The 21,234-nt window shown below is 50.6% G+C and carries 17 protein-coding genes and 1 pseudogene; 11 read left to right on the top strand and 7 right to left on the bottom strand.

Going from position 1 to position 21,234, the window contains the following annotated elements; all coding sequences use genetic code 11:
- Window positions 1–10: 10 nt before the first annotated feature.
- Entirely contained in the window at window positions 11–1,045 is a 1,035-nt protein-coding gene (locus M1E06_RS17570) for a glycosyl hydrolase family 18 protein (protein WP_048350544.1), read from the top strand.
- Between the two features lie 40 nt (window positions 1,046–1,085).
- On the opposite strand, the gene M1E06_RS17565 is transcribed toward M1E06_RS17570, so the two are convergent.
- The 3 genes from M1E06_RS17565 to M1E06_RS17555 all read right to left on the bottom strand — a co-directional run bounded on the left by M1E06_RS17565 (window position 1,086) and on the right by M1E06_RS17555 (window position 2,385).
- Window positions 1,086–1,724, bottom strand: a complete 639-nt coding sequence (locus tag M1E06_RS17565; RefSeq protein WP_020450535.1) for an SdpI family protein — start codon at window positions 1,722–1,724, stop codon at window positions 1,086–1,088.
- Complete coding sequence (locus M1E06_RS17560; protein ID WP_020450536.1) at window positions 1,721–2,005, bottom strand: autorepressor SdpR family transcription factor; 285 nt, start codon at window positions 2,003–2,005, stop codon at window positions 1,721–1,723. Before M1E06_RS17560 ends, M1E06_RS17565 begins: the two co-directional genes overlap by 4 nt.
- A gap of 107 nt (window positions 2,006–2,112) precedes the next feature.
- Window positions 2,113–2,385: an acylphosphatase gene (locus M1E06_RS17555; RefSeq protein ID WP_020450537.1), complete on the bottom strand. Its 273-nt coding sequence runs from the start codon at window positions 2,383–2,385 to the stop codon at window positions 2,113–2,115.
- A gap of 111 nt (window positions 2,386–2,496) precedes the next feature.
- Between M1E06_RS17555 and M1E06_RS17550 the strand changes: the two genes are divergently transcribed.
- A complete protein-coding gene (locus M1E06_RS17550; RefSeq protein WP_035336959.1) occupies window positions 2,497–3,147 on the top strand; it encodes an MOSC domain-containing protein in 651 nt (216 codons plus the stop codon).
- A 40-nt stretch (window positions 3,148–3,187) separates the two neighbouring features.
- On the opposite strand, the gene M1E06_RS17545 is transcribed toward M1E06_RS17550, so the two are convergent.
- From M1E06_RS17545 to M1E06_RS17530, 4 genes are all read right to left on the bottom strand, one after another.
- Complete coding sequence (locus M1E06_RS17545; protein WP_003179731.1) at window positions 3,188–3,319, bottom strand: DUF2639 domain-containing protein; 132 nt, start codon at window positions 3,317–3,319, stop codon at window positions 3,188–3,190.
- A gap of 130 nt (window positions 3,320–3,449) precedes the next feature.
- Window positions 3,450–3,605: a hypothetical protein gene (locus M1E06_RS17540; RefSeq protein ID WP_165389274.1), complete on the bottom strand. Its 156-nt coding sequence runs from the start codon at window positions 3,603–3,605 to the stop codon at window positions 3,450–3,452.
- Between the two features lie 83 nt (window positions 3,606–3,688).
- Window positions 3,689–4,441, bottom strand: a complete 753-nt coding sequence (map, locus tag M1E06_RS17535) for a type I methionyl aminopeptidase (protein ID WP_035336955.1) — start codon at window positions 4,439–4,441, stop codon at window positions 3,689–3,691.
- Window positions 4,442–4,566: 125 nt separating this feature from the next.
- A complete protein-coding gene (locus tag M1E06_RS17530; RefSeq protein WP_035336953.1) occupies window positions 4,567–6,528 on the bottom strand; it encodes an LTA synthase family protein in 1,962 nt (653 codons plus the stop codon).
- A gap of 262 nt (window positions 6,529–6,790) precedes the next feature.
- Between M1E06_RS17530 and M1E06_RS17525 the strand changes: the two genes are divergently transcribed.
- The 9 genes and pseudogenes from M1E06_RS17525 to M1E06_RS17485 all read left to right on the top strand — a co-directional run bounded on the left by M1E06_RS17525 (window position 6,791) and on the right by M1E06_RS17485 (window position 21,229).
- Window positions 6,791–7,168: a DnaJ family domain-containing protein gene (locus M1E06_RS17525; RefSeq protein ID WP_020450542.1), complete on the top strand. Its 378-nt coding sequence runs from the start codon at window positions 6,791–6,793 to the stop codon at window positions 7,166–7,168.
- 70 nt (window positions 7,169–7,238) lie between these two features.
- The gene (locus tag M1E06_RS17520) at window positions 7,239–8,651 is read left to right on the top strand and encodes an alanine/glycine:cation symporter family protein (RefSeq protein WP_020450543.1); all 1,413 of its coding nucleotides are present in this window, start codon (window positions 7,239–7,241) and stop codon (window positions 8,649–8,651) included.
- A gap of 188 nt (window positions 8,652–8,839) precedes the next feature.
- A complete protein-coding gene (treP, locus tag M1E06_RS17515; protein ID WP_020450544.1) occupies window positions 8,840–10,252 on the top strand; it encodes a PTS system trehalose-specific EIIBC component in 1,413 nt (470 codons plus the stop codon).
- Between the two features lie 72 nt (window positions 10,253–10,324).
- Window positions 10,325–12,013: an alpha,alpha-phosphotrehalase gene (treC, locus tag M1E06_RS17510; protein WP_020450545.1), complete on the top strand. Its 1,689-nt coding sequence runs from the start codon at window positions 10,325–10,327 to the stop codon at window positions 12,011–12,013.
- A 21-nt stretch (window positions 12,014–12,034) separates the two neighbouring features.
- A complete protein-coding gene (treR, locus tag M1E06_RS17505) occupies window positions 12,035–12,751 on the top strand; it encodes a trehalose operon repressor (protein ID WP_020450546.1) in 717 nt (238 codons plus the stop codon).
- Window positions 12,752–12,856: 105 nt separating this feature from the next.
- Window positions 12,857–13,549 (top strand): N-acetyltransferase, encoded by a 693-nt coding sequence (locus tag M1E06_RS17500; RefSeq protein WP_023855753.1) that lies wholly within the window; start codon window positions 12,857–12,859, stop codon window positions 13,547–13,549.
- Window positions 13,550–13,675: 126 nt separating this feature from the next.
- Window positions 13,676–15,307 carry an NTTRR-F1 domain gene (locus tag M1E06_RS17495; RefSeq protein ID WP_216904485.1) on the top strand — a complete coding sequence of 544 codons (1,632 nt, stop codon included), beginning with the start codon at window positions 13,676–13,678 and terminating at the stop codon, window positions 15,305–15,307.
- Window positions 15,308–15,526: 219 nt separating this feature from the next.
- Window positions 15,527–15,922 (top strand): annotated as a pseudogene (locus tag M1E06_RS17490) (NTTRR-F1 domain); the annotation flags it as partial.
- Between the two features lie 51 nt (window positions 15,923–15,973).
- On the top strand, window positions 15,974–21,229 hold the full coding sequence (locus M1E06_RS17485) for a beta strand repeat-containing protein (protein ID WP_456270557.1): 5,256 nt from the start codon (window positions 15,974–15,976) through the stop codon (window positions 21,227–21,229).
- Window positions 21,230–21,234: the final 5 nt, after the last annotated feature.

Raw genomic sequence — 21,234 nt, 5'->3', positions numbered from 1 at the left:
CGAATAGACAATGAGAAAAATCTACTTGCTATGCAGCGTATTCGCTGTATGTTTAACGATGCTTACATATACAGAAACAGAAGCAAAAGCGGCCCAAATCGTACTCGGCTATACAACAGGGGAAGCAGCTTCCTATCAATCGCTGACGGCATACCATCACTATATCAATGCCGCAGCTCTCGACACCTACGCGTTTAATCAAAAAGGAGATATCATCGGAGACACTCCGAAAAAACAAATATCGTTTGCAAAGAAGAAACGCCTCAAGACGTGGGCGGTCATTTCAAACTACAACGAATCCATTCACGATTTTGACGGGAATCTGGCATCAAAGGTCATGTCCGGCAAAACGGCGCGTCAGCACTTTACAGAACAGCTTATTACGCTTGCGAAGAAGCAGTCGTTTACCGGAATTAATATTGATTTTGAAGCTGTAAAGCCGAACGAGAGAGCTAAATACTCAAGCTTCATCCGTCATGTCGCAGCCGCTTTGAAAAAACACAAGATCAAAACGATGGTTTCGGTACCGGCGAAGAGTGCAGATGACCGAAAAGATGGATGGAGCTGGCCGTATGATTATGCGGAAATCGGAAAATCAGCTGACTATGTTCAAGTCATGACCTACGATGAACACGGGATCTGGAGCGAGCCGGGCTCTGTTGCCGGAATGAACTGGGTCAAAAGCTCATTAGCATATGCGGTGAAAACGATCAAAGCCGAAAAAGTCATTATGGGCATCCCCTCATACGGGAATGATTGGGATTTAACATCCCGAAAGAACAGCAAATTGAAGCAGTGGAACGACGTGAAGGCGCTTAAGAAAAAAGTGAAGGCTAAGCCTGTATATGATAAAAGATCGGGGTCGATGAGATTTTCTTATACAGATCAACACAAACACCGCCATGTCGTTTGGTATGAAGATGAAAAAACGATTGCGGCGAAAAGCCGCCTGGCCATGCGATATAAAATCGCAGGAGTTTCCGTCTACTCGATGGGACATGAATCGGCCTCTTTTTGGCAGGCGATGCGGAAGGGAATAAAATAAAGGCTCCAATTCGGAGCCTTCTTTTTCATTTATTCTCATGTCAGCTTTTCATATTGATTTCTTTCCGATACAAGACATAAGAATAAATATAGGGCGCGAAAACCGTTGCTAAAATAACCGGAAGCATGATTTCTGGGCTGATAGATAACAATCCGTCCGCAATGATCAGCAGTCCTGCTAAAGTAAATACTTTCGCCGCAAATCTGTGGGTTTTTTTCCAGATTGAATCGCTGCTCAATGTCCAAGGGTTTTTGATCCCGAAAAAAAAGTTTGAGCGGATTCTCGGGAGGTAATTGCCTATGACAATGAGTAGAGCGCCTACTAGAACCGGTACAATGCTGCCAGCGGGCAGATCATACCCGAGCCCTGTCATGATTACAAGCACGTTGATCAGGGAAAATAGAATCAGCATGGCATTGATGAGAAGGTAATAAGTCTTTGAAAAAAGCTGATAGTTTTTTCTGCGCGGATCGATTTTTGGCGTTAAGAACATCAACACATACACAAAAACGAGCAGCCCGGTCATGATAAGCATTGCTTCCATTTTTGAAGCATAACTGTCGACTTCTCCCGAAAATGACCAATGAATTGGAACTTGATCGGAAATGTGCGGATAAGCGATGGCCCACATGATTAGATTTATGGCGATTATAGCGAGTGAAAAGATGTGTTTTCTCATTTGGCATCCCCTTTATCTTTGCCGGCTTGCTCAGTAAAACTGAAAGCCCAGCCGATGATTTCTTGAAATATTGTGGTGTTCAGCGAGTAAATGATGTATTGGCCTTTTTTTTCATCTTGAATTAATTCAGCCTGTTTTAAAATTTTTAAATGCTGAGATATACTTGGTTTAGACATTTGAAACTGGTCAGATATTTCACCGGCGGTCATATCCCGATCCTTCAGCAGATTTAAAATTTTTCTTCTCGTCGGGTCAGCTAGAGCCTTAAAGGTTTGGTTCATATTCAGCATCCTTGGAATTAAGTATTTAGCTATTTAACTAAATACTAAAATAAAAGAGGAATTTAGTCAAGATTCGTTTGAAAAATCCGCCATCTCCGGCGGATTTTTCAATAGCTGATATTAAACTTGTGGAATCCGTCAATCTCTTTTGTTTCTTCGACATTCACGTCCGTTACTTTTGAGAAGGGACTTCCTTTTTGAATCGCTTTTAAAAATGGCTTCAGGCTTTCCTCGGGTCCTTCGGCGCGGATTTCAACTGTGCCGTTGTCGCGGTTCCGGACCCAGCCGGTCAATTTGTGCTTATCTGCTTCCATTTGAACAAAATAGCGAAATCCCACGCCCTGAACGCGTCCGTCTACAATGATTCTGTATTGAAGCATCGAGAACACTCCTTTTCTTTTATGCTACCACATTTCTCATTTTGAGATCATGGGATAGACATGTTTCGGATAAATCGTTAAAATATGAAAATAAAGGAAGGGCGTGAGGTTTTGGAGCATCAAGAGTATGAAATTTTATCTATTCATGTAGGCCGTCCGCACACATACGAATTCGACGGAAAACAGGTGGAAACGGCAATCGTGAAGGAGCCTGTCGGCGGACCCGTATATTTGAGCCGTACGAATTTTGAAGGGGACGGGCAGGCGGATCTGATTCACCACGGAGGAGTGGATAAAGCGGTGTGCGTCTATCCGGCGGACCACTATATGTATTGGGAAAGTGTCTTGAAGCGGAAGCTGCCGGAGGCGGCATTTGGAGAAAACGTGACGGTTAAAGGGCTCACCGAAAAAGATGTGTGCATCGGTGATATCTTCAAGCTGGGGGAGGCTCTTGTTCAAGTCAGCCAGCCGCGCCAGCCTTGTTTCAAGCTTGCCAAACGGCTGAATCAAAAAGATATGGTGTTACAGGTGAGGGACACCGGGTTCAGCGGATTTTATTTCAGGGTTCTCGAAGAAGGAATCGTTGCGCCCGATTCCGGGCTGCAGCTCGTTTCAAGAGATGCGCATGAAGCCACAGTTTCGTACGCCAACCATTTGATGTACCATGACAGGGGCAATCACCCCGCCATTCGGAAGATCCTTGAGGTTGAAGCGCTGTCGGAAAGCTGGAGAAGCTCATTTTTAAAGGAGCTGAGCGCATAAAAACAAGCCGTGTCCGAAAAGGAGCACGGCTTTAACATGTTTATTTTTTGACGCTTTCAAGCAGGTTGGCCAAAAAGTGTTTTTTATAGCTTTGAAGCTTTCTTCCTTCATACTTTGTCATTCCCAGCTTTTTCAGTTCTTCTACATACCAGCCTTTGCTTCCGTAATGCATGGCAGAAAACTCCCTTCTATAATTCGATGCAATTGGCATTCTAACATCTATAGAAAAACACTGAAAAGGGATAGGCGGCAATTTTTAAAAACTGAGTCTTTCGTCGTAGTTTGGAAGTTTGAGGAAGGCTTCAGCTGTGTGTCAAACTGGTGACGATCATCACAATGATTGAGATGCTGAGGACGATTCCGATATATTTTAAGAAGCCGTTCTTTTTTTTATGAGCATATACGATTAACAGGATGCTCTCGATGAAAAAGATCAGCCCGATGATGGCAAACAGCATGCGGTAAAGCTCCTTTCGGCACAGTTTGTCTTTTATTTTAGCATAAAAGCCCGGACTTCTATGAGCCGGGCTTTTTCACGTAATCAGTCAAGCTGTGTTAAAATGATCGGTTCGTTTTTCGTAATGACGATCGTATGCTCGATCTGTGCCACAAAGCTGCCGTCAGGCGTTTTGAATGTCCAGCCGTCTCCGGCTTCGATGGTATGCTCGGCTTTTGTGGAAACAAACGGCTCAAGGGCGATGACGGTTCCGTTTTTAAAGAGCGCATTATCAAACGGGTCATAGTAATTTAAGATATGGTTGGGCGCTTCATGGAGGTTCTTTCCAATCCCGTGTCCCGTCAGGTTTTTAATGACGGTAAATCCGTTTGCTTTTGCTTCATTGTATACGGCTCTGCCGATTTGGTTTTGTTTCTTGCCGGCGCGCGCCTGCAAAAGTCCCTTTTGAAATGCGCTTTCCGCGCTTTGGCAAAGCTTGTGCAGCGTTTCATCGCCTTTTCCGAGTACAAATGAAATGCCAGTATCAGAATAGTAGCCGCCAAATTCAGCGGAGATGTCGATGTTGATCAAATCCCCTTCTTTTAAAATCGTGGATTCGCTTGGGATGCCGTGGGCGACTTCATCGTTCACACTGATGCACGTCGTTCCTGGGAAATCGTATTCTTTTTCCGGAGCCGGTGCGGCGCCATGAGCCTCAAGCACTTCTTTACCGATGAGGTCCAGCTCTTTTGTGCTCATGCCGGGTGCTGCTTTTGCCTTCATTTCCTCCCTGGCTAAAGCGACGATTCTGCCTATTTTCTTGAGCCCTTCCAGCTCTTGGTCATTTGTTACAATCACAATTCATTCCCGCTTTCTTTTTTTATATTCCATTTCAAGCTTACCATATCTGCTTGCGAAAAAGGAACAGAGCGGCTTCAAGACAAAAAAAAGCACCCGCTTATAAATAAGCGGGTGCTGTCTGTTTATTGTCCGGAATCTGATTTCGTAGTTTGCGCCGCATCAGATTCTGATGTTTTCGGATTGTGGTTGGTGTAGTCGTAGTCGCTCGGGTTGATCGCTTTAAAGCCTTTCGGTTTATAAAAGCGCAGCAAATCTCCGTCGACGATTTTATCCGACATTTCGAGTTCTTTTTTCACGGACTCATCGATGTTCGGATCGATGTCTTTTTCGTTCAGAAGCTCTCCTGTTTTCGTGTCGTAGTAGTTACCGTTCGTTTTCGTATATTCCGGAGAAACGAAATCGCCGTTGCGGAACGGAATAACTTCACGGTGTTCCGGTGACAGAAGGTCTGAACCGCTCATCAGGTAATCTTTCGTATTCACGCCCATCAAATGAAGCAGGGTAGGGGCTACATCGACTTCGCCGCCGTATTTATTGGATTTGATTCCCTTGACCCCAGGCGCGTGGATGAACAGCGGAACCCTTTGCAATTGGGCATTTTCATATGGTGTGATGTCTTTGCCCAATACTTTGGCCATCGCTTTGTTGTGATTTTCCGAAATACCGTAGTGGTCTCCGTACATGACGACAATCGTATTATCATACAGTCCGGATTTTTTCAGATCGTTGAAAAATTGTTCAATGGCCTGATCCATGTAGTTGGCCGACTGGAAATAATGGTCAACGACGCTGTCGCCGGTATCGCCGGCAGGGAAGTCTGTATCGCCTTCATCCATCTCGAACGGAAAATGGTTCGAAAGGGTGATAAACTTCGTATAGAACGGCTGTTTCAGGCTTTTCAACAGCGGCATTGATTCTTCAAAGAACGGTTTATCTTTCAATCCGTAGTTTTTCGTTTTATCTTCGCTCATATCGTAATACGTAGCGTCAAAGAATTTGTCATAACCGATGGCTTTATACATTTCATTGCGGTTCCAGAACGTTTTGTAGTTGCCGTGGAATGCCGCTGATGTATAGCCTTGAGACTTCAAAATGGCCGGAGTCGACTGCAGCGTGTTTTGCGCTTTATTAATGAACACTGACCCTTGTGATAAAGGATACAGCGAGTTGTCCATCATAAATTCCGCGTCAGACGTTTTACCTTGTCCTGTTTGGTGGAAAAAGTTATCAAAATAAAACGTTTCATTGTCATGCGCCAGTGAATTTAAGAACGGCGTGACTTCCTTGCCGTCGATCTTATAGTCGATCGCGAACGTCTGAAGTGATTCCAGTGAAATGTAAACCACGTTCATGCCTTTCGCTTTTCCGAAGTATTCGGCATTCGGCTTATCATGATTGGCTTTAATATAGTTCTCTACTTCCGTCACGTCGCTGGAGCTTGCCAGTGCGCGCTGGCTGTTTGACTTGATATTCTGCACCGCATCATAGATTGTGAAGTTGTAGGTTCCCAAATATTTCACAAGGTAGTTGCGGTCAAAAGAACGGGTCAGAAGCTCCGGACGATCAATCTCGGCAACGGCCAGGTTGACGAGGAAGACAAGGACGCTTGTTCCCATCACAATTTTAAACGGGCGCTTCGTTGTTGTTTCAGAAGGTCTGTTATAGAAAACAGCCAGCCCGATTAAAATAAAGGTATCGATGAAATACAAAACATCAAGCGGGTGCATGAGCGAGAAGATGCTGTCCCCGAGCTGCCCCCCGTTTGTTTTTGCCTGCATGATCGTAGGCAGCGTGATAAAGTCGCTGAAAAATCTGTAGTATACGACGTTTGCATATAGCAAAAAAGACATTAAAAAATGAATCACTATAATCGCTGTCTGCTGTATTTTTTTCTTGAACAAGAGTCCTAATCCAAGAAAGAACAAGCTTGAGCTAATCGGATTCACAAAAAGCAAAATCTGTTGTACTGTGTTGGTTATTCCTAAATTAAATTCAATTACATACGCAGCATAAGTTTTCAGCCATAGCAATATGGCGGCTATCAGGAAGAAGGCAAGACCTCTTTCCTTAATAAATCTTTTCAATTGTTACACTCCTTTTTTCCGGATCAGTAAAAAACCATCGGAACGAAAGAAAAAAACGAATGTATAAAATATACCATGAAATACCGATTTAGAAAAGCGGAAATCAACCTTGTGAAAAGAAGCGCAAAACCCCTGGTAAATCAGGGTTTTACAGTTTTCTGAAAAACATTTGGGAATATTTTACGCTTGTCTTGCATTGGCGGGAACGCATCTTTATGGCAGACTGTTGTTAGTATATGAACAAAAGGGGAGGATGTAGACCATGGATTTTTCGAGCATCGTTTCTGAAGATAAGATTAAGCGGGCCATTAAGGACGGCGAATTCGAAGGGCTTCCGGGAATGGGGAAACCCTTGAAAAAAGACGATGCCGCCCATGTTCCAGAGCATCTCCGCATGGCTTACCGGGTGATGAAAAACGCCGGAATGACGGGGGACGAAGGGGCTTTGAAGAAAGAGCTGATGACAATTGACGACTTAATCGCAAAGTGCGCGGATGAAGACGAGCGCGATCGTTTAATTGAGAGAAAAACAGAAACGCGGCTCAGGCTCGACAGGCTCGCCGACAAAAAAGGCATGTTTTCCAAACCAGCCTCAGCGTTTTATAAAGAAAAAGTGTACCGAAGGCTCAGCGGGAAATAAAAAAGCGCTGAGCAGGTTTATTTCTGTCCTATAGTGGTATTGACCCATAAACGAATAAAAGGGTGATAGGATGGAACGATTGTTGAACTGGGTTGAATACATATCAGATTGGCTTTGGGGGCCGCCGCTCATCATACTGCTGACAGGGACGGGAGTCTATTTAACGATCCTGCTGAAATTTTTTCAATTTCGCTATCCTCTCTATATTTTTAAGCAGACGATCGGAAGCGTCGGCAAAAAGCCGAAAGGAGAAGGGACAGTTACACCGTTGCAAGCTTTGACATCGGCTCTCAGCTCAACAGTCGGCGCCGCCAATATCGTCGGTGTGCCTGCGGCGATCATGTTCGGCGGTCCGGGAGCCGTGTTTTGGATGTGGCTGGTCGCTCTGTTTGCCATGGCGATCAAGTTTTCGGAAAGCGTCCTCGCCGTCCACTACAGAGAAAAAAACGAAGAAGGCGAATATGTCGGGGGGCCGATGTATTACATTACAAAAGGACTCTCTATGAAATGGCTCGGCGTCTTTTTTTCGGTCGCGCTGATGATCGAGCTCGTTCCGAGCATCATGGTGCAGGGAAATTCGGTTTCCGCATCATTAGCTGAGTCGTTTTCATTCAATCGTTTATACACCGGAATCGGGATTGCTTTTTTGATCGGTTTAGTGGTGATCGGAGGGATTAAACGGATTGGAAAAGTGACAGAGCTTGCGGTTCCGCTTATGGCAGGGGCGTACATTGGGGCCGGTTTCCTGATTGTCGTCATGAACCTTTCTTCTGTACCCGCATTTTTCTCTCTCATCTTTTCGAATGCGTTTACATCCTCTTCGGCATTCGGCGGCTTTGCAGGTGCGGCGGTTGCTGAAACCGTTCGCTGGGGATTTGCACGTGGACTTTATTCCAACGAAGCCGGGATGGGGACGGCGCCGATTGCGCATGCGGCGGCGATGACCGACCACCCTGTGAGACAGGGATTCTGGGCGGTGATCGGCATTGTGGTCGATACGCTGCTGATATGCACGACCACAGCCTTCGTTGTGCTCGCATCAGGCGTTTGGACCGCTGAAAATGCTGCGAGCAATCCAGGGGCACTGGCGGCAGCCGCATTCCGCAGCTATTTCGGCCCTGTGGGCGGATACTTCGTCTCCGTCTCGCTCGTTTTCTTTGTCTTATCAACGATCACAGTGGTCATTTTTTACGGAGTAAAACAAGCTGAATTTCTGTTCGGACGGCTCGCGGGGCATATGATTAAATTCGTCTATCTGGGCGCCGTCATCATCGGAGCTGCCGGAGGAGCAAAGGCAATATGGGGATTCCTTGATCTTGCGCTCGTTTTCATTCTTATTCCGAATATTTTGGCGGTGCTGCTCTTGAGCAAAAAAGTAAGGTCTTTATATGATGAGTTTTTTACATCAGAAAAGTATTATTTGAAAGACATCGGTCAGCAGGACTGCGCTGATGAACGTGATGAAAAAGTGAACAATTTATGATCTCAGCCGGTTGTTCCCGGCGTATAAATCGGAGGAAGCCTTGCTGTCCTTCGTTTTATGAAGGGAACGGCCGGGCTTTTTTTATTTTTGAAAGCGCTATAAAAATATGTTGACTACTTGTATATACAAGAATACAATATAGGTATAACATGTATATACAAGTTATAAGAGGAGAAGGAGGGATTGGAATGACTGATTTAAATCAATCAGCGCGACGGATTGTCGATGCTGTCGGCGGTGCGGACAACATTGCAGCGGTAACCCATTGTGTGACGCGTCTGCGATTTGCACTGCTCGATGAAAGCAAAGTCAATCAAGAGGTGTTGGAGCAAATAGATGTTGTCAAAGGATCGTTTTCAACGAACGGCCAATTCCAAGTGGTGATCGGCCAAGGAACGGTCAACAATGTATACGCGGAGCTGGTGAAGGCCACAGGAATCGGCGAATCGTCAAAAGATGACGTCAAGAAAGCCTCAGAGAAAAATATGAATCCTTTACAGCGTGCTGTGAAAACGCTTGCAGATATTTTTATTCCAATATTGCCGGCGATTGTCACCGCCGGACTGTTGATGGGAATCAACAATATCCTGACGGCTCAAGACATTTTCTTCAGCGGAAAATCGATCGTTGAAGTCTATCCTGAATGGGCGGATCTCGCCAATATGATTAACTTGATTGCGGGAACGGCTTTCGCATTTCTCCCGGCATTAATCGGCTGGTCGGCCGTCAAGCGGTTTGGCGGAAATCCGCTGCTCGGCATCGTGCTGGGCGTCATGCTTGTGCATCCTGATTTGTTAAACGCTTGGGGATACGGGGCTGCCGAGCAAAGCGGAGAGATTCCTGTCTGGAATTTATTCGGTCTGGAAGTGCAGAAGGTCGGCTATCAGGGGCAGGTGCTTCCCATTTTGCTCGCATCTTATTTGCTTGCAAAAATTGAGCGCTTTTTGACAAAGCGGACGCCTGAGAGCATTCAGCTCCTTGTTGTGGCGCCGATTACGCTGCTTGTCACAGGTTTTGCTTCATTTATTGTCATTGGACCGGTTACATTTGCCATCGGAAATGTCTTAACATCAGGCCTTATTGCTGTCTTTGAACAATTTGCCGTACTGGGCGGACTGTTATACGGCGGACTTTACGCCGCTCTCGTCATTACCGGAATGCATCATACATTCCTTGCCGTTGACCTTCAACTGATCGGATCAAAGCTCGGCGGAACATTTTTATGGCCGATGCTGGCGCTGTCCAATATCGCACAAGGTTCAGCCGCGCTTGCGATGATGTTTATTGTCAAAGATGAGAAGCAGAAAGGTCTGTCCTTGACATCCGGCATTTCAGCTTATCTTGGAATTACCGAACCGGCGCTGTTCGGGGTGAATCTCAGATACAGATTTCCGTTCGTGATCGCGATGATCAGCTCGGGGATTGCCGGAATGTTCATTTCCTCGCAAGGGGTTTTGGCAAGCTCTGTCGGCGTCGGCGGTGTACCCGGAATTTTCTCTATCATGAGCCAATACTGGGGAGCGTTTGCAATCGGGATGGCGATTGTGCTGATCGCGCCGTTCGCCGGAACATACCTCTATGCAAAATTAAAAATGAAATAAGAGAGGGAGAGGGGCGCGCATATTTGTCAGCCCTTTTCCCATTTCATAAAGAAGAAAACGGTGGTGTTGAAAATGGAAACGAAAGAAAATCCATGGTGGAAAAAAGCAGTCGTCTATCAGATTTATCCGAAAAGCTTTAAAGATACAACAGGTAACGGTGTCGGCGACATTCGCGGCATCATCGAAAAGCTCGACTACATCAAGGAGCTCGCCTGTGATGTCATTTGGCTGACGCCGATTTATCAATCGCCGCAAAATGACAACGGCTATGACATCAGCGACTATTACAACATTCATGAAGAATATGGAACAATGGCCGACTTTGAAGAGCTTCTAGAAGAGGCTCACAAACGCGGCATAAAGGTGATCATGGATCTTGTCGTCAACCATACATCAACAGAGCACAAATGGTTTAAAGAAGCAGCGTCCGGAAAAGAAAATCCGTATCGCGACTTTTATATTTGGAAGGACATGAAGCCGGACGGTGCCCCGCCGACAAACTGGGAATCGAAGTTCGGCGGTTCGGCGTGGGAGTTTCATGAAGAGACCGGACAGTATTATCTCCATCTCTATGATGTGACACAGGCGGATTTGAATTGGGAGAACGATGAAGTCAGAAAAAAAGTGTACGAGATGATGCATTTCTGGTTTGAAAAAGGAATCGACGGCTTCAGACTTGATGTCATCAATGTCATCTCAAAAGACCAGCGTTTCCCTGATGATGACGAGGGGGACGGGCGCAGATTTTATACGGACGGGCCGAGGGTTCACGAGTTTTTGAATGAAATGAACAGGGAGGTCTTTTCAAAATACGACAGCATGACGGTCGGGGAAATGTCATCGACGACAATCGCAGATTGCATCCGGTATACAAACCCTGAAAGCCGGGAGCTCGATATGGTGTTTAACTTTCACCATTTAAAGGCCGACTATCCAAACGGGGAAAAATGGGCGCTGGCGGATTTTGATTTTCTAAAGCTGAAGAAGATTCTTTCTGAATGGCAGACTGAAATGCATAAAGGAGGCGGGTGGAACGCATTGTTCTGGTGCAACCACGACCAGCCGCGGATCGTCTCACGCTACGGAGACGACGGAAAATACCGCATAAAATCTGCGAAAATGCTGGCAACCGCAATTCATATGCTTCAGGGAACGCCATACATTTACCAGGGAGAAGAGCTCGGGATGACCAACCCGAAATTCGATGACATCTCTCTTTATCGGGATGTCGAATCTCTCAATATGTACCGTCTGCTGAAAGAAGCAGGAAAGCCGGAAGCCGAAATCATCGAAATCCTGAAAGCGAAGTCCCGTGATAATTCAAGGACGCCGGTGCAGTGGAACGGAGAAAAAAATGCCGGGTTTACGACGGGGACACCGTGGATTTCGGTGCCTGCCAACTACAAAGAAATCAACGCAGAAAAAGCGCTCAGCGATCCTGACTCGATTTTCTACCATTATAAAAAGCTGAATAAGCTCCGCAAGGAATTCGATATCATCACAACCGGAGATTATCAGCTGATTCTGGAAGACGATCAAGCACTTTATGCGTATTTGAGAAACGGAGCGGATGAAAAACTGCTGGTGATCAATAATTTTTACGGGAAAGAGACCGAGTTTCAGCTCCCTGATGATATTGATATTGACGGCTATGATGCCAAGGTTCTCATTTCCAATGACACCGATCTTCCCGAGTCATTTACACGCTTTAAAGTGAAACCGTATCAATCGATTGTTTATCATCTCGCCAAACCATGCTAAACTAAGCGTGGTGGTAAAAAAATGAAGATCAACAAGTATATGATGATTTACAAACAAATTGCAGAACAAATCGATCAAAGCATACTGAATGCCGGAGATATCCTGCCGTCTGAAAACGACCTTGCCGAACAGCACGACACCTCGAGGGAAACGGTTCGGAAAGCGCTGAATGTGCTTGCCCAGAACGGATATATTCAAAAGATCAAAGGAAAAGGGTCAGTCGTGCTGCACAGGGAGAAAATGCAGTTCCCGGTTTCCGGTTTGGTCAGCTTTAAGGAACTTTCAGAAACGCTTGGCAAAGAGACAAGCACGACGGTCCACGAGTTCGGCTTGACGCATCCGGATGCATATATTCAAAAGCAGCTTCGCACTTCTGGAGATGAAGAGGTATGGCGGGTCGTCAGATCGCGGAATATTAACGGAGAGCGCATCATCCTGGATAAAGACTATTTTATCCGCAAGCATGTGCCGCTCTTGACGAAAGAAATATGCGAGGACTCGATCTACCAATACCTTGAAGGTGAATGCGGGCTCGTCATCAGCTATGCCCATAAGGAAATTGTGGTCGAGCCATGTACGGCTGAGGATCAAGAATATTTGGATTTGAACGGATACGAACACATTGTGGTTGTGAAGAATTTTGTTTTCCTTGATGATACAACCTTGTTTCAATATACGGAAAGCAGACACCGCTTGGATAAATTCCGTTTTGTCGATTTTGCAAGAAGAGAAAAGTAGCACGGTGCGCCTGACGGCGGCCGTGTTTTTTTATGCAGCCGTTTCTCATCACGTCCGCATTGAATATGCTACAGCAGGTGTAAATGAGAAATGGAGGATGTATCAATGATTCATGAAACCGTAAAGATCGGAAAGAACGTAGTATTGGGAGAGCAGGCTGTCATTGAAGAAAATGTGGTCATCGGGGACAACGTAACAATCGGTCATCATGCCATTATTAAAAAGGATACTCAGATCGGCAGCGGGGTGAAAATCGGCGATTTGGCCGTCCTTGGCAAAGCGGCTTCTTCAAATAAAAAAATGGCACGCCAGCCGAAGCAGGCGGGAGCGCCTTTGCGGATAGAAGATGATGCCGTAGTCGGTGCGAGTGCTGTTATATACCGGGACGTGCTGTTGGAAAAAGGCGTTTTTGTGGGAGACATGGCGAGCATTCGCGAAAATGTTGCGATCGGAAGAGAAAGCATTATAGGACGCAACGCGATGGTTGAAAACAATACTAAAATTGGAAAGAGAGTGACGATTCAAACGGGCTGTTATATCACCGCTGATATGACGATCGAAGATGAAGTGTTTATCGGTCCTTGCTGTTCCACATCAAATGATAAATATATGGGAATGGGAAACTACCCGTATCAAGGTCCAACTATTAAAAGAGGAGCGAAAATCGGAAACAACGCAACATTGCTGCCGGCGGTCGTCATCGGGGAGCATGCGGTCATCGGAGCGGGCGCCGTCATAACAAAAGATGTTCCCGCAGGCAAAACGGCTGTGGGCAATCCAGGCCGGTTGCTGAAATGACGGTTTTTCAATCTTAGCCGTGTTATATAACGTGTCTGCAAAAAAAGAGAGATCATAGGATATAGAGCTTCAATATCTTTTAAAGATCATTGCAGCCAGAAAATGAAAAGAATTGGGGGTGGAAAAATGTCCATTCAAAACGCGGTGATGAACGGTGGTTTTGAGACAGGTGCTTTCTCGCCTTGGGTAGGCGTAAACGCATCTGTTTCAAGCCAGTTTTCGCACTCGGGATTTTTCTCTGCGAGATTTTTGGGCGGAACAGCCACATCATATATTGCTCAATTTGTTCCGGCCAGGGCTGGGGAAGGAAGCGAATTTCTTGTTTCTCTTGCGAGAGCGGGATTTCTCCCGGCACCTTCTGTAACGATACAAGTTACTTATTTTGACAGTCAATTTAATTTTCTCGGATACGGGCTGTTTGCCACTGTGCCGTCAAGCAGAATACCGGCAGCCGAAAATGGGACATGGCTTGAAGTCTATCAAACAACTTCACCGGCTCCCCCCGGCACCACCCAGGCATTCATTTTGATCAACAACATTCCGCAGGCGGGAACTGCAAGTGTGCTTGTGGATGATGTTGCTCTATTGAGTGTTGAGGGTGGAGGAGGTCCAACCGGAGCGACAGGTCCGACGGGAGCCACCGGCCCAACAGGACCAACAGGCCCAACCGGGGCAACCGGAGCGACAGGCCCAACGGGATCAACAGGCCCGACGGGAGCGACCGGATCAACAGGTCCGACCGGATCAACAGGTCCGACCGGATCAACAGGCCCGACAGGCGCAACAGGCCCGACGGGATCAACAGGCCCGACCGGAGCAACCGGAGCGACCGGACCGACGGGATCAACAGGTCCAACGGGAGCGACAGGACCGACGGGAGCGACGGGTCCAACGGGAGTGACGGGTCCGACGGGATCAACAGGCGCAACGGGATCAACAGGCCCGACCGGAGCCACGGGATCAACAGGTCCAACGGGAGCCACAGGAGCGACGGGTCCAACGGGAGTGACGGGTCCAACGGGAGCAACAGGCGCAACTGGATCAACAGGTCCGACGGGAGCGACAGGTTCGACAGGAGCGACGGGTCCGACAGGAGCCACCGGAGCAACAGGAGCCACAGGTCCAACGGGAGTGACAGGTCCGACAGGAGCCACAGGTCCAACGGGAGCAACGGGAGCAACGGGTCCAACAGGAGCCACAGGTCCAACAGGCGCAACGGGTCCAACAGGTCCAACAGGAGCCACAGGTCCAACAGGAGTAACAGGTCCAACAGGAGCCACAGGTCCAACAGGAGTAACAGGTCCGACGGGAGCGACAGGTCCAACAGGAGCGACAGGTCCGACGGGTCCGGGAAGTCTGTTGGGAACACCGGCGCAGTCAACTGACCCTGTTTCACTCACAGTTGGCAGCGAAACACCAATTCTAACGACAACTGTTACCTCTTCAGCTGGACAGAATATAAAACTCGATTCTATGGCTGAAGTTGATATTATCATAGGGCCAGCTACTACTTTTGAATACAGTATAATTTTTACATTGTATAGAAATGACGTCGCTATCGCACAAGTGTCTGTTGATTCTCAGGATGAAAAATCGGCAGGTTCGGTTCGTGTATATGGTGATATTCCTAACCTTACATGGGTTGATACACCAGGGGCAGGAACACAAACTTATGAGGTTAGAATTAATGTAACAGGGACTAACCTTTTGGCAGCCAATGTTAATACAAGAGCGCTAAATGCTGTAATCTTTGATTGATTGTAAAATGAAGAGTCCCCTTTAAGTTTTCATAAAGCTTAAAGGGGGTTTTTGTTTAAAAGATTCTAATGATAAATTATAAAATTTATCATTTATAGTGATTGGCGTTATAAAAATTCAAAGAAATAGAGTTTTATCCAAACGGTATACATAGATATTTCATATTTTGTTTGAGGGATATTATTATCTCAATTTTTGAGAAAGGGTGGTGAAACTTGATTGACCATTGAGAATCGAATAATAAATGGAGGGTTTGAAACCGGTTCTCTGCCGCCTTGGACAGGATTTAATGCCGTAGTTACTTCTAATTTCAGCCATTCAGGGATTTATAGTGTTAACTTGGTAACTTCATCGATTGGAATCTTAGCTCAGAGCTTTCTGGTTAACCCGGGAGAGAATTTTGAATTTGTTATATCTATTTCAAAAGCTAGCAGCGCTCCTTCTCCTGCGATTGTAATAACAGTAGATTATTACAACTCCTCTTTTGACTTTTTGTCGCAGGGATTAAGCTTAACAATTCCAGTAAACCGTCTATCTGCAGTAAATGTGTGGAATGAAATATATGCTACAACGAATAGTGCTCCTCCTGGAACCGTTATAGGAGTGGTAACTATTCAAAAACTCCCTCTTAGTGGGGGGGCACCGATATTAATTGATGATGTTGCAATGATAACAATTGATCAACCAGGAGCGACGGGTCCAACCGGAGCCACAGGTCCTACGGGAGCAACAGGTCCAACAGGAGCCACCGGAGCGACAGGACCGACGGGAGCAACCGGAGCGACAGGCCCAACGGGAGCAACTGGTCCAACAGGAGCCACCGGAGCGACAGGCCCAACAGGTCCGACAGGAGCAACAGGCCCAACAGGTCCGACAGGAGCAACAGGAGCAACCGGCCCGACAGGCGCAACTGGATCAACCGGAGCGACAGGTCCAACAGGAGCGACAGGCCCAACCGGGGCAACAGGAGCAACCGGAGTAACAGGTCCAACGGGTTCAACCGGTCCAACCGGAGTAACAGGTCCGACAGGAGCAACAGGCCCAACAGGTCCGACAGGAGCAACAGGCCCAACAGGTCCGACAGGAGCAACAGGAGCAACCGGCCCGACAGGCGCAACTGGATCAACCGGAGCGACAGGTCCAACAGGAGCGACAGGCCCAACCGGGGCAACAGGAGCAACCGGAGTAACAGGTCCAACGGGTTCAACCGGTCCAACCGGAGTAACAGGTCCAACCGGAGTAACAGGTCCAACCGGAGTAACAGGTCCAACCGGAGTAACAGGTCCGACAGGAGCGACAGGCCCGACAGGAGCAACCGGCGCAACGGGAGCGATGGGTCCAACAGGGGCGACAGGACCAACGGGTCCAACCGGAGCCACAGGTCCAACAGGAGTAACCGGGGCAACAGGAGCAACCGGAGCCACAGGCGCAACGGGTCCGACAGGAGCCACAGGAGCGACAGGCCCAACGGGATCAACCGGCCCGACAGGAGCCACAGGCGCAACGGGTCCAACTGGATCAACAGGTCCGACGGGAGCAACCGGGGCAACAGGCGCAACTGGATCAACAGGTCCAACAGGAGTAACCGGGGCAACAGGCGCAACCGGAGTAACTGGTCCAACGGGTCCAACAGGAGTAACCGGAGCCACAGGCGCAACGGGTCCGACAGGAGCAACAGGAGCGACAGGCCCAACGGGATCAACCGGCCCGACCGGAGCAACGGGTCCAACAGGGGCAACAGGCCCAACGGGATCAACCGGAGCGACGGGTCCAACAGGAGCAACCGGTCCGACGGGAGCAACCGGGGCAACAGGAGCAACCGGAGCCACAGGCCCGACGGGATCAACCGGAGCCACAGGCCCAACAGGTCCAACGGGAGCCACAGGCGCAACGGGAGCAACCGGAGCGACAGGCGCAACGGGTCCAACAGGGGCGACAGGACCAACGGGTCCGACAGGAGCGACAGGTCCGACCGGAGTAACCGGGGCAACCGGAGCAACGGGTCCAACAGGAGCAACCGGTGCAACCGGAGCGACAGGTCCAACAGGAGCAACAGGAGCAACCGGAGCCACAGGCCCGACGGGATCAACCGGAGCCACAGGCCCAACAGGTCCAACGGGAGCCACAGGCGCAACGGGAGCGACAGGCGCAACCGGAGTAACTGGTCCAACGGGAGTGACAGGCCCGACAGGAGCAACCGGCGCAACGGGAGCGACGGGTCCAACAGGGGCGACAGGACCAACGGGTCCAACAGGGGCAACAGGCCCAACGGGAGCAACCGGAGCGACGGGTCCAACAGGAGCAACCGGTCCGACGGGAGCAACCGGGGCAACAGGAGCAATCGGAGCCACAGGCCCGACGGGATCAACCGGAGCCACAGGCCCAACAGGTCCAACGGGAGCCACAGGCGCAACGGGAGCAACCGGAGCGACGGGAGCGACAGGCGCAACGGGTCCAACAGGGGCGACAGGACCAACGGGTCCGACAGGAGCGACAGGTCCGACCGGAGTAACCGGGGCAACCGGAGCAACGGGTCCAACAGGAGCAACCGGTGCAACCGGAGCGACAGGTCCAACAGGAGCAACAGGAGCAACCGGAGCCACAGGCCCGACGGGATCAACCGGAGCCACAGGCCCAACAGGTCCAACGGGAGCCACAGGCGCAACGGGAGCGACAGGCGCAACCGGAGTAACTGGTCCAACGGGAGTGACAGGCCCGACAGGAGCAACCGGCGCAACGGGAGCGACGGGTCCAACAGGGGCGACAGGACCAACGGGTCCAACCGGAGCCACAGGTCCAACAGGAGTAACCGGCCCAACAGGAGCAACGGGTCCAACTGGATCAACAGGTCCGACGGGAGCAACCGGGGCCACAGGCGCAACTGGATCAACAGGTCCGACGGGAGCGACAGGTCCAACAGGAGTAACCGGGGCCACAGGCGCAACCGGAGTAACTGGTCCAACGGGTCCAACAGGAGTAACCGGAGCCACGGGAGCGACAGGTCCAACAGGAGCGACGGGAGCCACAGGAGCAACGGGTCCGACAGGAACAACCGGCCCGACCGGAGCAACGGGTCCAACAGGGGCAACAGGCCCAACGGGAGCAACCGGAGCGACGGGTCCAACAGGAGCAACCGGTCCGACGGGAGCAACCGGGGCAACAGGAGCAACCGGAGCCACAGGCCCGACGGGATCAACCGGAGCCACAGGCCCAACAGGTCCAACGGGAGCCACAGGCGCAACGGGAGCAACCGGAGCGACGGGAGCGACAGGCGCAACGGGTCCAACAGGGGCGACAGGACCAACGGGTCCGACAGGAGCAACAGGAGCAACCGGAGCAACCGGAGCAACCGGAGCCACAGGCCCAACAGGTCCAACGGGAGCCACAGGCGCAACGGGAGCGACAGGCGCAACCGGAGTAACTGGTCCAACGGGAGTGACAGGCCCGACAGGAGCAACCGGCGCAACGGGAGCGACGGGTCCAACAGGGGCGACAGGACCAACGGGTCCAACCGGAGCCACAGGTCCAACAGGGGCGACAGGACCAACGGGTCCAACTGGATCAACAGGTCCGACGGGAGCAACCGGGGCCACAGGCGCAACTGGATCAACAGGTCCGACGGGAGCGACAGGTCCAACAGGAGTAACCGGGGCCACAGGCGCAACCGGAGTAACTGGTCCAACGGGTCCAACAGGAGTAACCGGAGCCACGGGAGCGACAGGTCCAACCGGAGCGACGGGAGCCACAGGAGCAACGGGTCCGACAGGAACAACCGGCCCGACCGGAGCAACGGGTCCAACAGGGGCAACAGGCCCAACGGGAGCAACCGGAGCGACGGGTCCAACAGGAGCAACCGGTCCGACGGGAGCAACCGGGGCAACAGGTGCAACTGGATCAACAGGTCCGACGGGAGCGACAGGTCCAATAGGAGCCACGGGAGCGACAGGTCCAACAGGAGCCACGGGAGCGACAGGCCCAACAGGAGCGACAGGCGCAACTGGCCCAACGGGAGCCACAGGCCCAACAGGTCCAACGGGAGCCACAGGCGCAACGGGAGCCACCGGAGCGACGGGAGCGACCGGAGCAACGGGTCCAACAGGGGCAACAGGCCCAACGGGAGCCACCGGAGCGACGGGTCCAACAGGAGCAACCGGTCCGACGGGAGCAACCGGGGCAACAGGTGCAACTGGATCAACAGGTCCGACGGGAGCGACAGGTCCAATAGGAGCCACGGGAGCGACAGGTCCAACGGGTCCAACGGGAGCGACAGGCTCAACAGGCCCAACAGGAGCAACTGGTGCAACCGGAGCGACCGGACCGACGGGAGCGACAGGTCCAACGGGAGCGACAGGACCGACGGGTCCAACGGGAGTGACGGGAGCGACCGGAGCCACCGGCCCGACCGGAGCGACAGGTCCAACAGGAGCAACCGGAGCCACAGGCCCGACGGGATCAACCGGAGCGACAGGCCCAACAGGTCCAACGGGAGCCACAGGTGCAACGGGATCAACCGGAGCGACCGGAGCAACGGGTCCAACAGGAGCGACAGGTCCGACCGGTCCGACCGGAGTAACCGGGGCAACCGGAGCAACGGGTCCAACAGGAGCGACAGGTCCGACCGGAGTAACCGGGGCAACCGGAGCAACGGGTCCAACAGGACCAACGGGAGCCACAGGAGCAACCGGCCCGACAGGAGCAGCGGGTCCAACAGGACCAACGGGAGCCACAGGAGCAACCGGCCCGACAGGAGCAGCGGGTCCAACCGGAGCGACAGGCCCAACGGGAGCAACCGGCCCGACAGGAGCAACGGGTCCAACCGGAGCCACAGGTCCAACAGGAGTAACCGGCCCAACAGGAGCAACCGGTCCAACAGGAGTAACCGGGGCAACGGGAGCCACCGGAGCGACGGGAGCCACAGGCGCAACGGGTCCAACAGGGGCGACAGGAGCAACGGGTCCAACCGGAGCGACAGGTCCAACAGGAGTAACCGGGGCAACGGGAGCGACGGGTCCAACAGGGGCAACCGGAGCAACGGGTCCAACCGGAGCGACAGGTCCAACAGGAGTAACCGGGGCAACGGGAGCCACCGGAGCGACGGGAGCCACAGGCGCAACGGGAGCGACGGGTCCAACAGGGGCGACAGGACCAACGGGTCCAACCGGAGCGACAGGTCCAACAGGAGTAACCGGGGCAACGGGAGCGACGGGTCCAACAGGGGCGACAGGAGCAACGGGTCCAACCGGAGCGACAGGTCCAACAGGAGTAACCGGGGCGACAGGAGCAACGGGTCCAACAGGGGCAACAGGACCAACGGGTCCAACAGGAGCCACAGGTCCAACAGGAGTAACCGGGGCAACCGGAGCAACGGGTCCAACCGGAGCAACGGGAGCGACAGGTCCAACAGGAGCAACCGGCCCAACAGGTCCACAGGGTCCGACGGGTCCGCCGGGTGAAGTAGGAGTAATGGTAGTAGCTGGTCCAACCGGCCCAACAGGACCAGCTAGTCCACAAACCGCTATATTCTTTAACAATCTATTTGGGTCTACTACTGTTTACAATCCACCAACGATTCCTTTAAATACAGAAGTAACTGTTGTGTCGGTTCCTAATGTATCGGTCACTAGTGGGCAAAATATTAAGGTGGATTATGCATTGGCGATAGAAGCCGTAAATACTGCAAACAGTAATATAATTTTTGAAATAAGGCTATATAGAGGTGGAACTTTAGTTCAAACAAGAATATTTAATAGAAGTCTCGCGGCTGCCGGCACTCAAAGGTTTCCATTAGCCAGCACAATTGTTGATACAATTCCTGCCACCGCAACAGTTGAATATTCCGTTAGGGTAGCGGTAACAATGGCTTCAAACGTTACTTCTGCTGCAGCATTCAATAGAAATTTAAATCTCATTCGGTTCCCTTAAAGGGA

The sequence above is a fragment of the Bacillus sp. AK124 genome (assembly GCF_053903085.1).
The sequence above is the reverse complement of the archived record's forward strand: the minus strand, read 5'-3'. Positions and strand labels throughout refer to the sequence as shown.

Coding starts and splice junctions, on each gene's coding strand:
- M1E06_RS17570 (WP_048350544.1), top strand. CDS start 11: ATGAGAAAAATCTACTTGCTATGCAGCGTATTCGCTGTATGTTTAACG.
- M1E06_RS17565 (WP_020450535.1), bottom strand. CDS start 1,724: ATGAGAAAACACATCTTTTCACTCGCTATAATCGCCATAAATCTAATC.
- M1E06_RS17560 (WP_020450536.1), bottom strand. CDS start 2,005: ATGAACCAAACCTTTAAGGCTCTAGCTGACCCGACGAGAAGAAAAATT.
- M1E06_RS17555 (WP_020450537.1), bottom strand. CDS start 2,385: ATGCTTCAATACAGAATCATTGTAGACGGACGCGTTCAGGGCGTGGGA.
- M1E06_RS17545 (WP_003179731.1), bottom strand. CDS start 3,319: ATGCATTACGGAAGCAAAGGCTGGTATGTAGAAGAACTGAAAAAGCTG.
- M1E06_RS17540 (WP_165389274.1), bottom strand. CDS start 3,605: ATGCTGTTTGCCATCATCGGGCTGATCTTTTTCATCGAGAGCATCCTG.
- M1E06_RS17525 (WP_020450542.1), top strand. CDS start 6,791: ATGGATTTTTCGAGCATCGTTTCTGAAGATAAGATTAAGCGGGCCATT.
- M1E06_RS17520 (WP_020450543.1), top strand. CDS start 7,239: ATGGAACGATTGTTGAACTGGGTTGAATACATATCAGATTGGCTTTGG.
- treP (WP_020450544.1), top strand. CDS start 8,840: ATGACTGATTTAAATCAATCAGCGCGACGGATTGTCGATGCTGTCGGC.
- treC (WP_020450545.1), top strand. CDS start 10,325: ATGGAAACGAAAGAAAATCCATGGTGGAAAAAAGCAGTCGTCTATCAG.
- treR (WP_020450546.1), top strand. CDS start 12,035: ATGAAGATCAACAAGTATATGATGATTTACAAACAAATTGCAGAACAA.
- M1E06_RS17500 (WP_023855753.1), top strand. CDS start 12,857: ATGATTCATGAAACCGTAAAGATCGGAAAGAACGTAGTATTGGGAGAG.
- M1E06_RS17495 (WP_216904485.1), top strand. CDS start 13,676: ATGTCCATTCAAAACGCGGTGATGAACGGTGGTTTTGAGACAGGTGCT.
- M1E06_RS17485 (WP_456270557.1), top strand. CDS start 15,974: ATGATAACAATTGATCAACCAGGAGCGACGGGTCCAACCGGAGCCACA.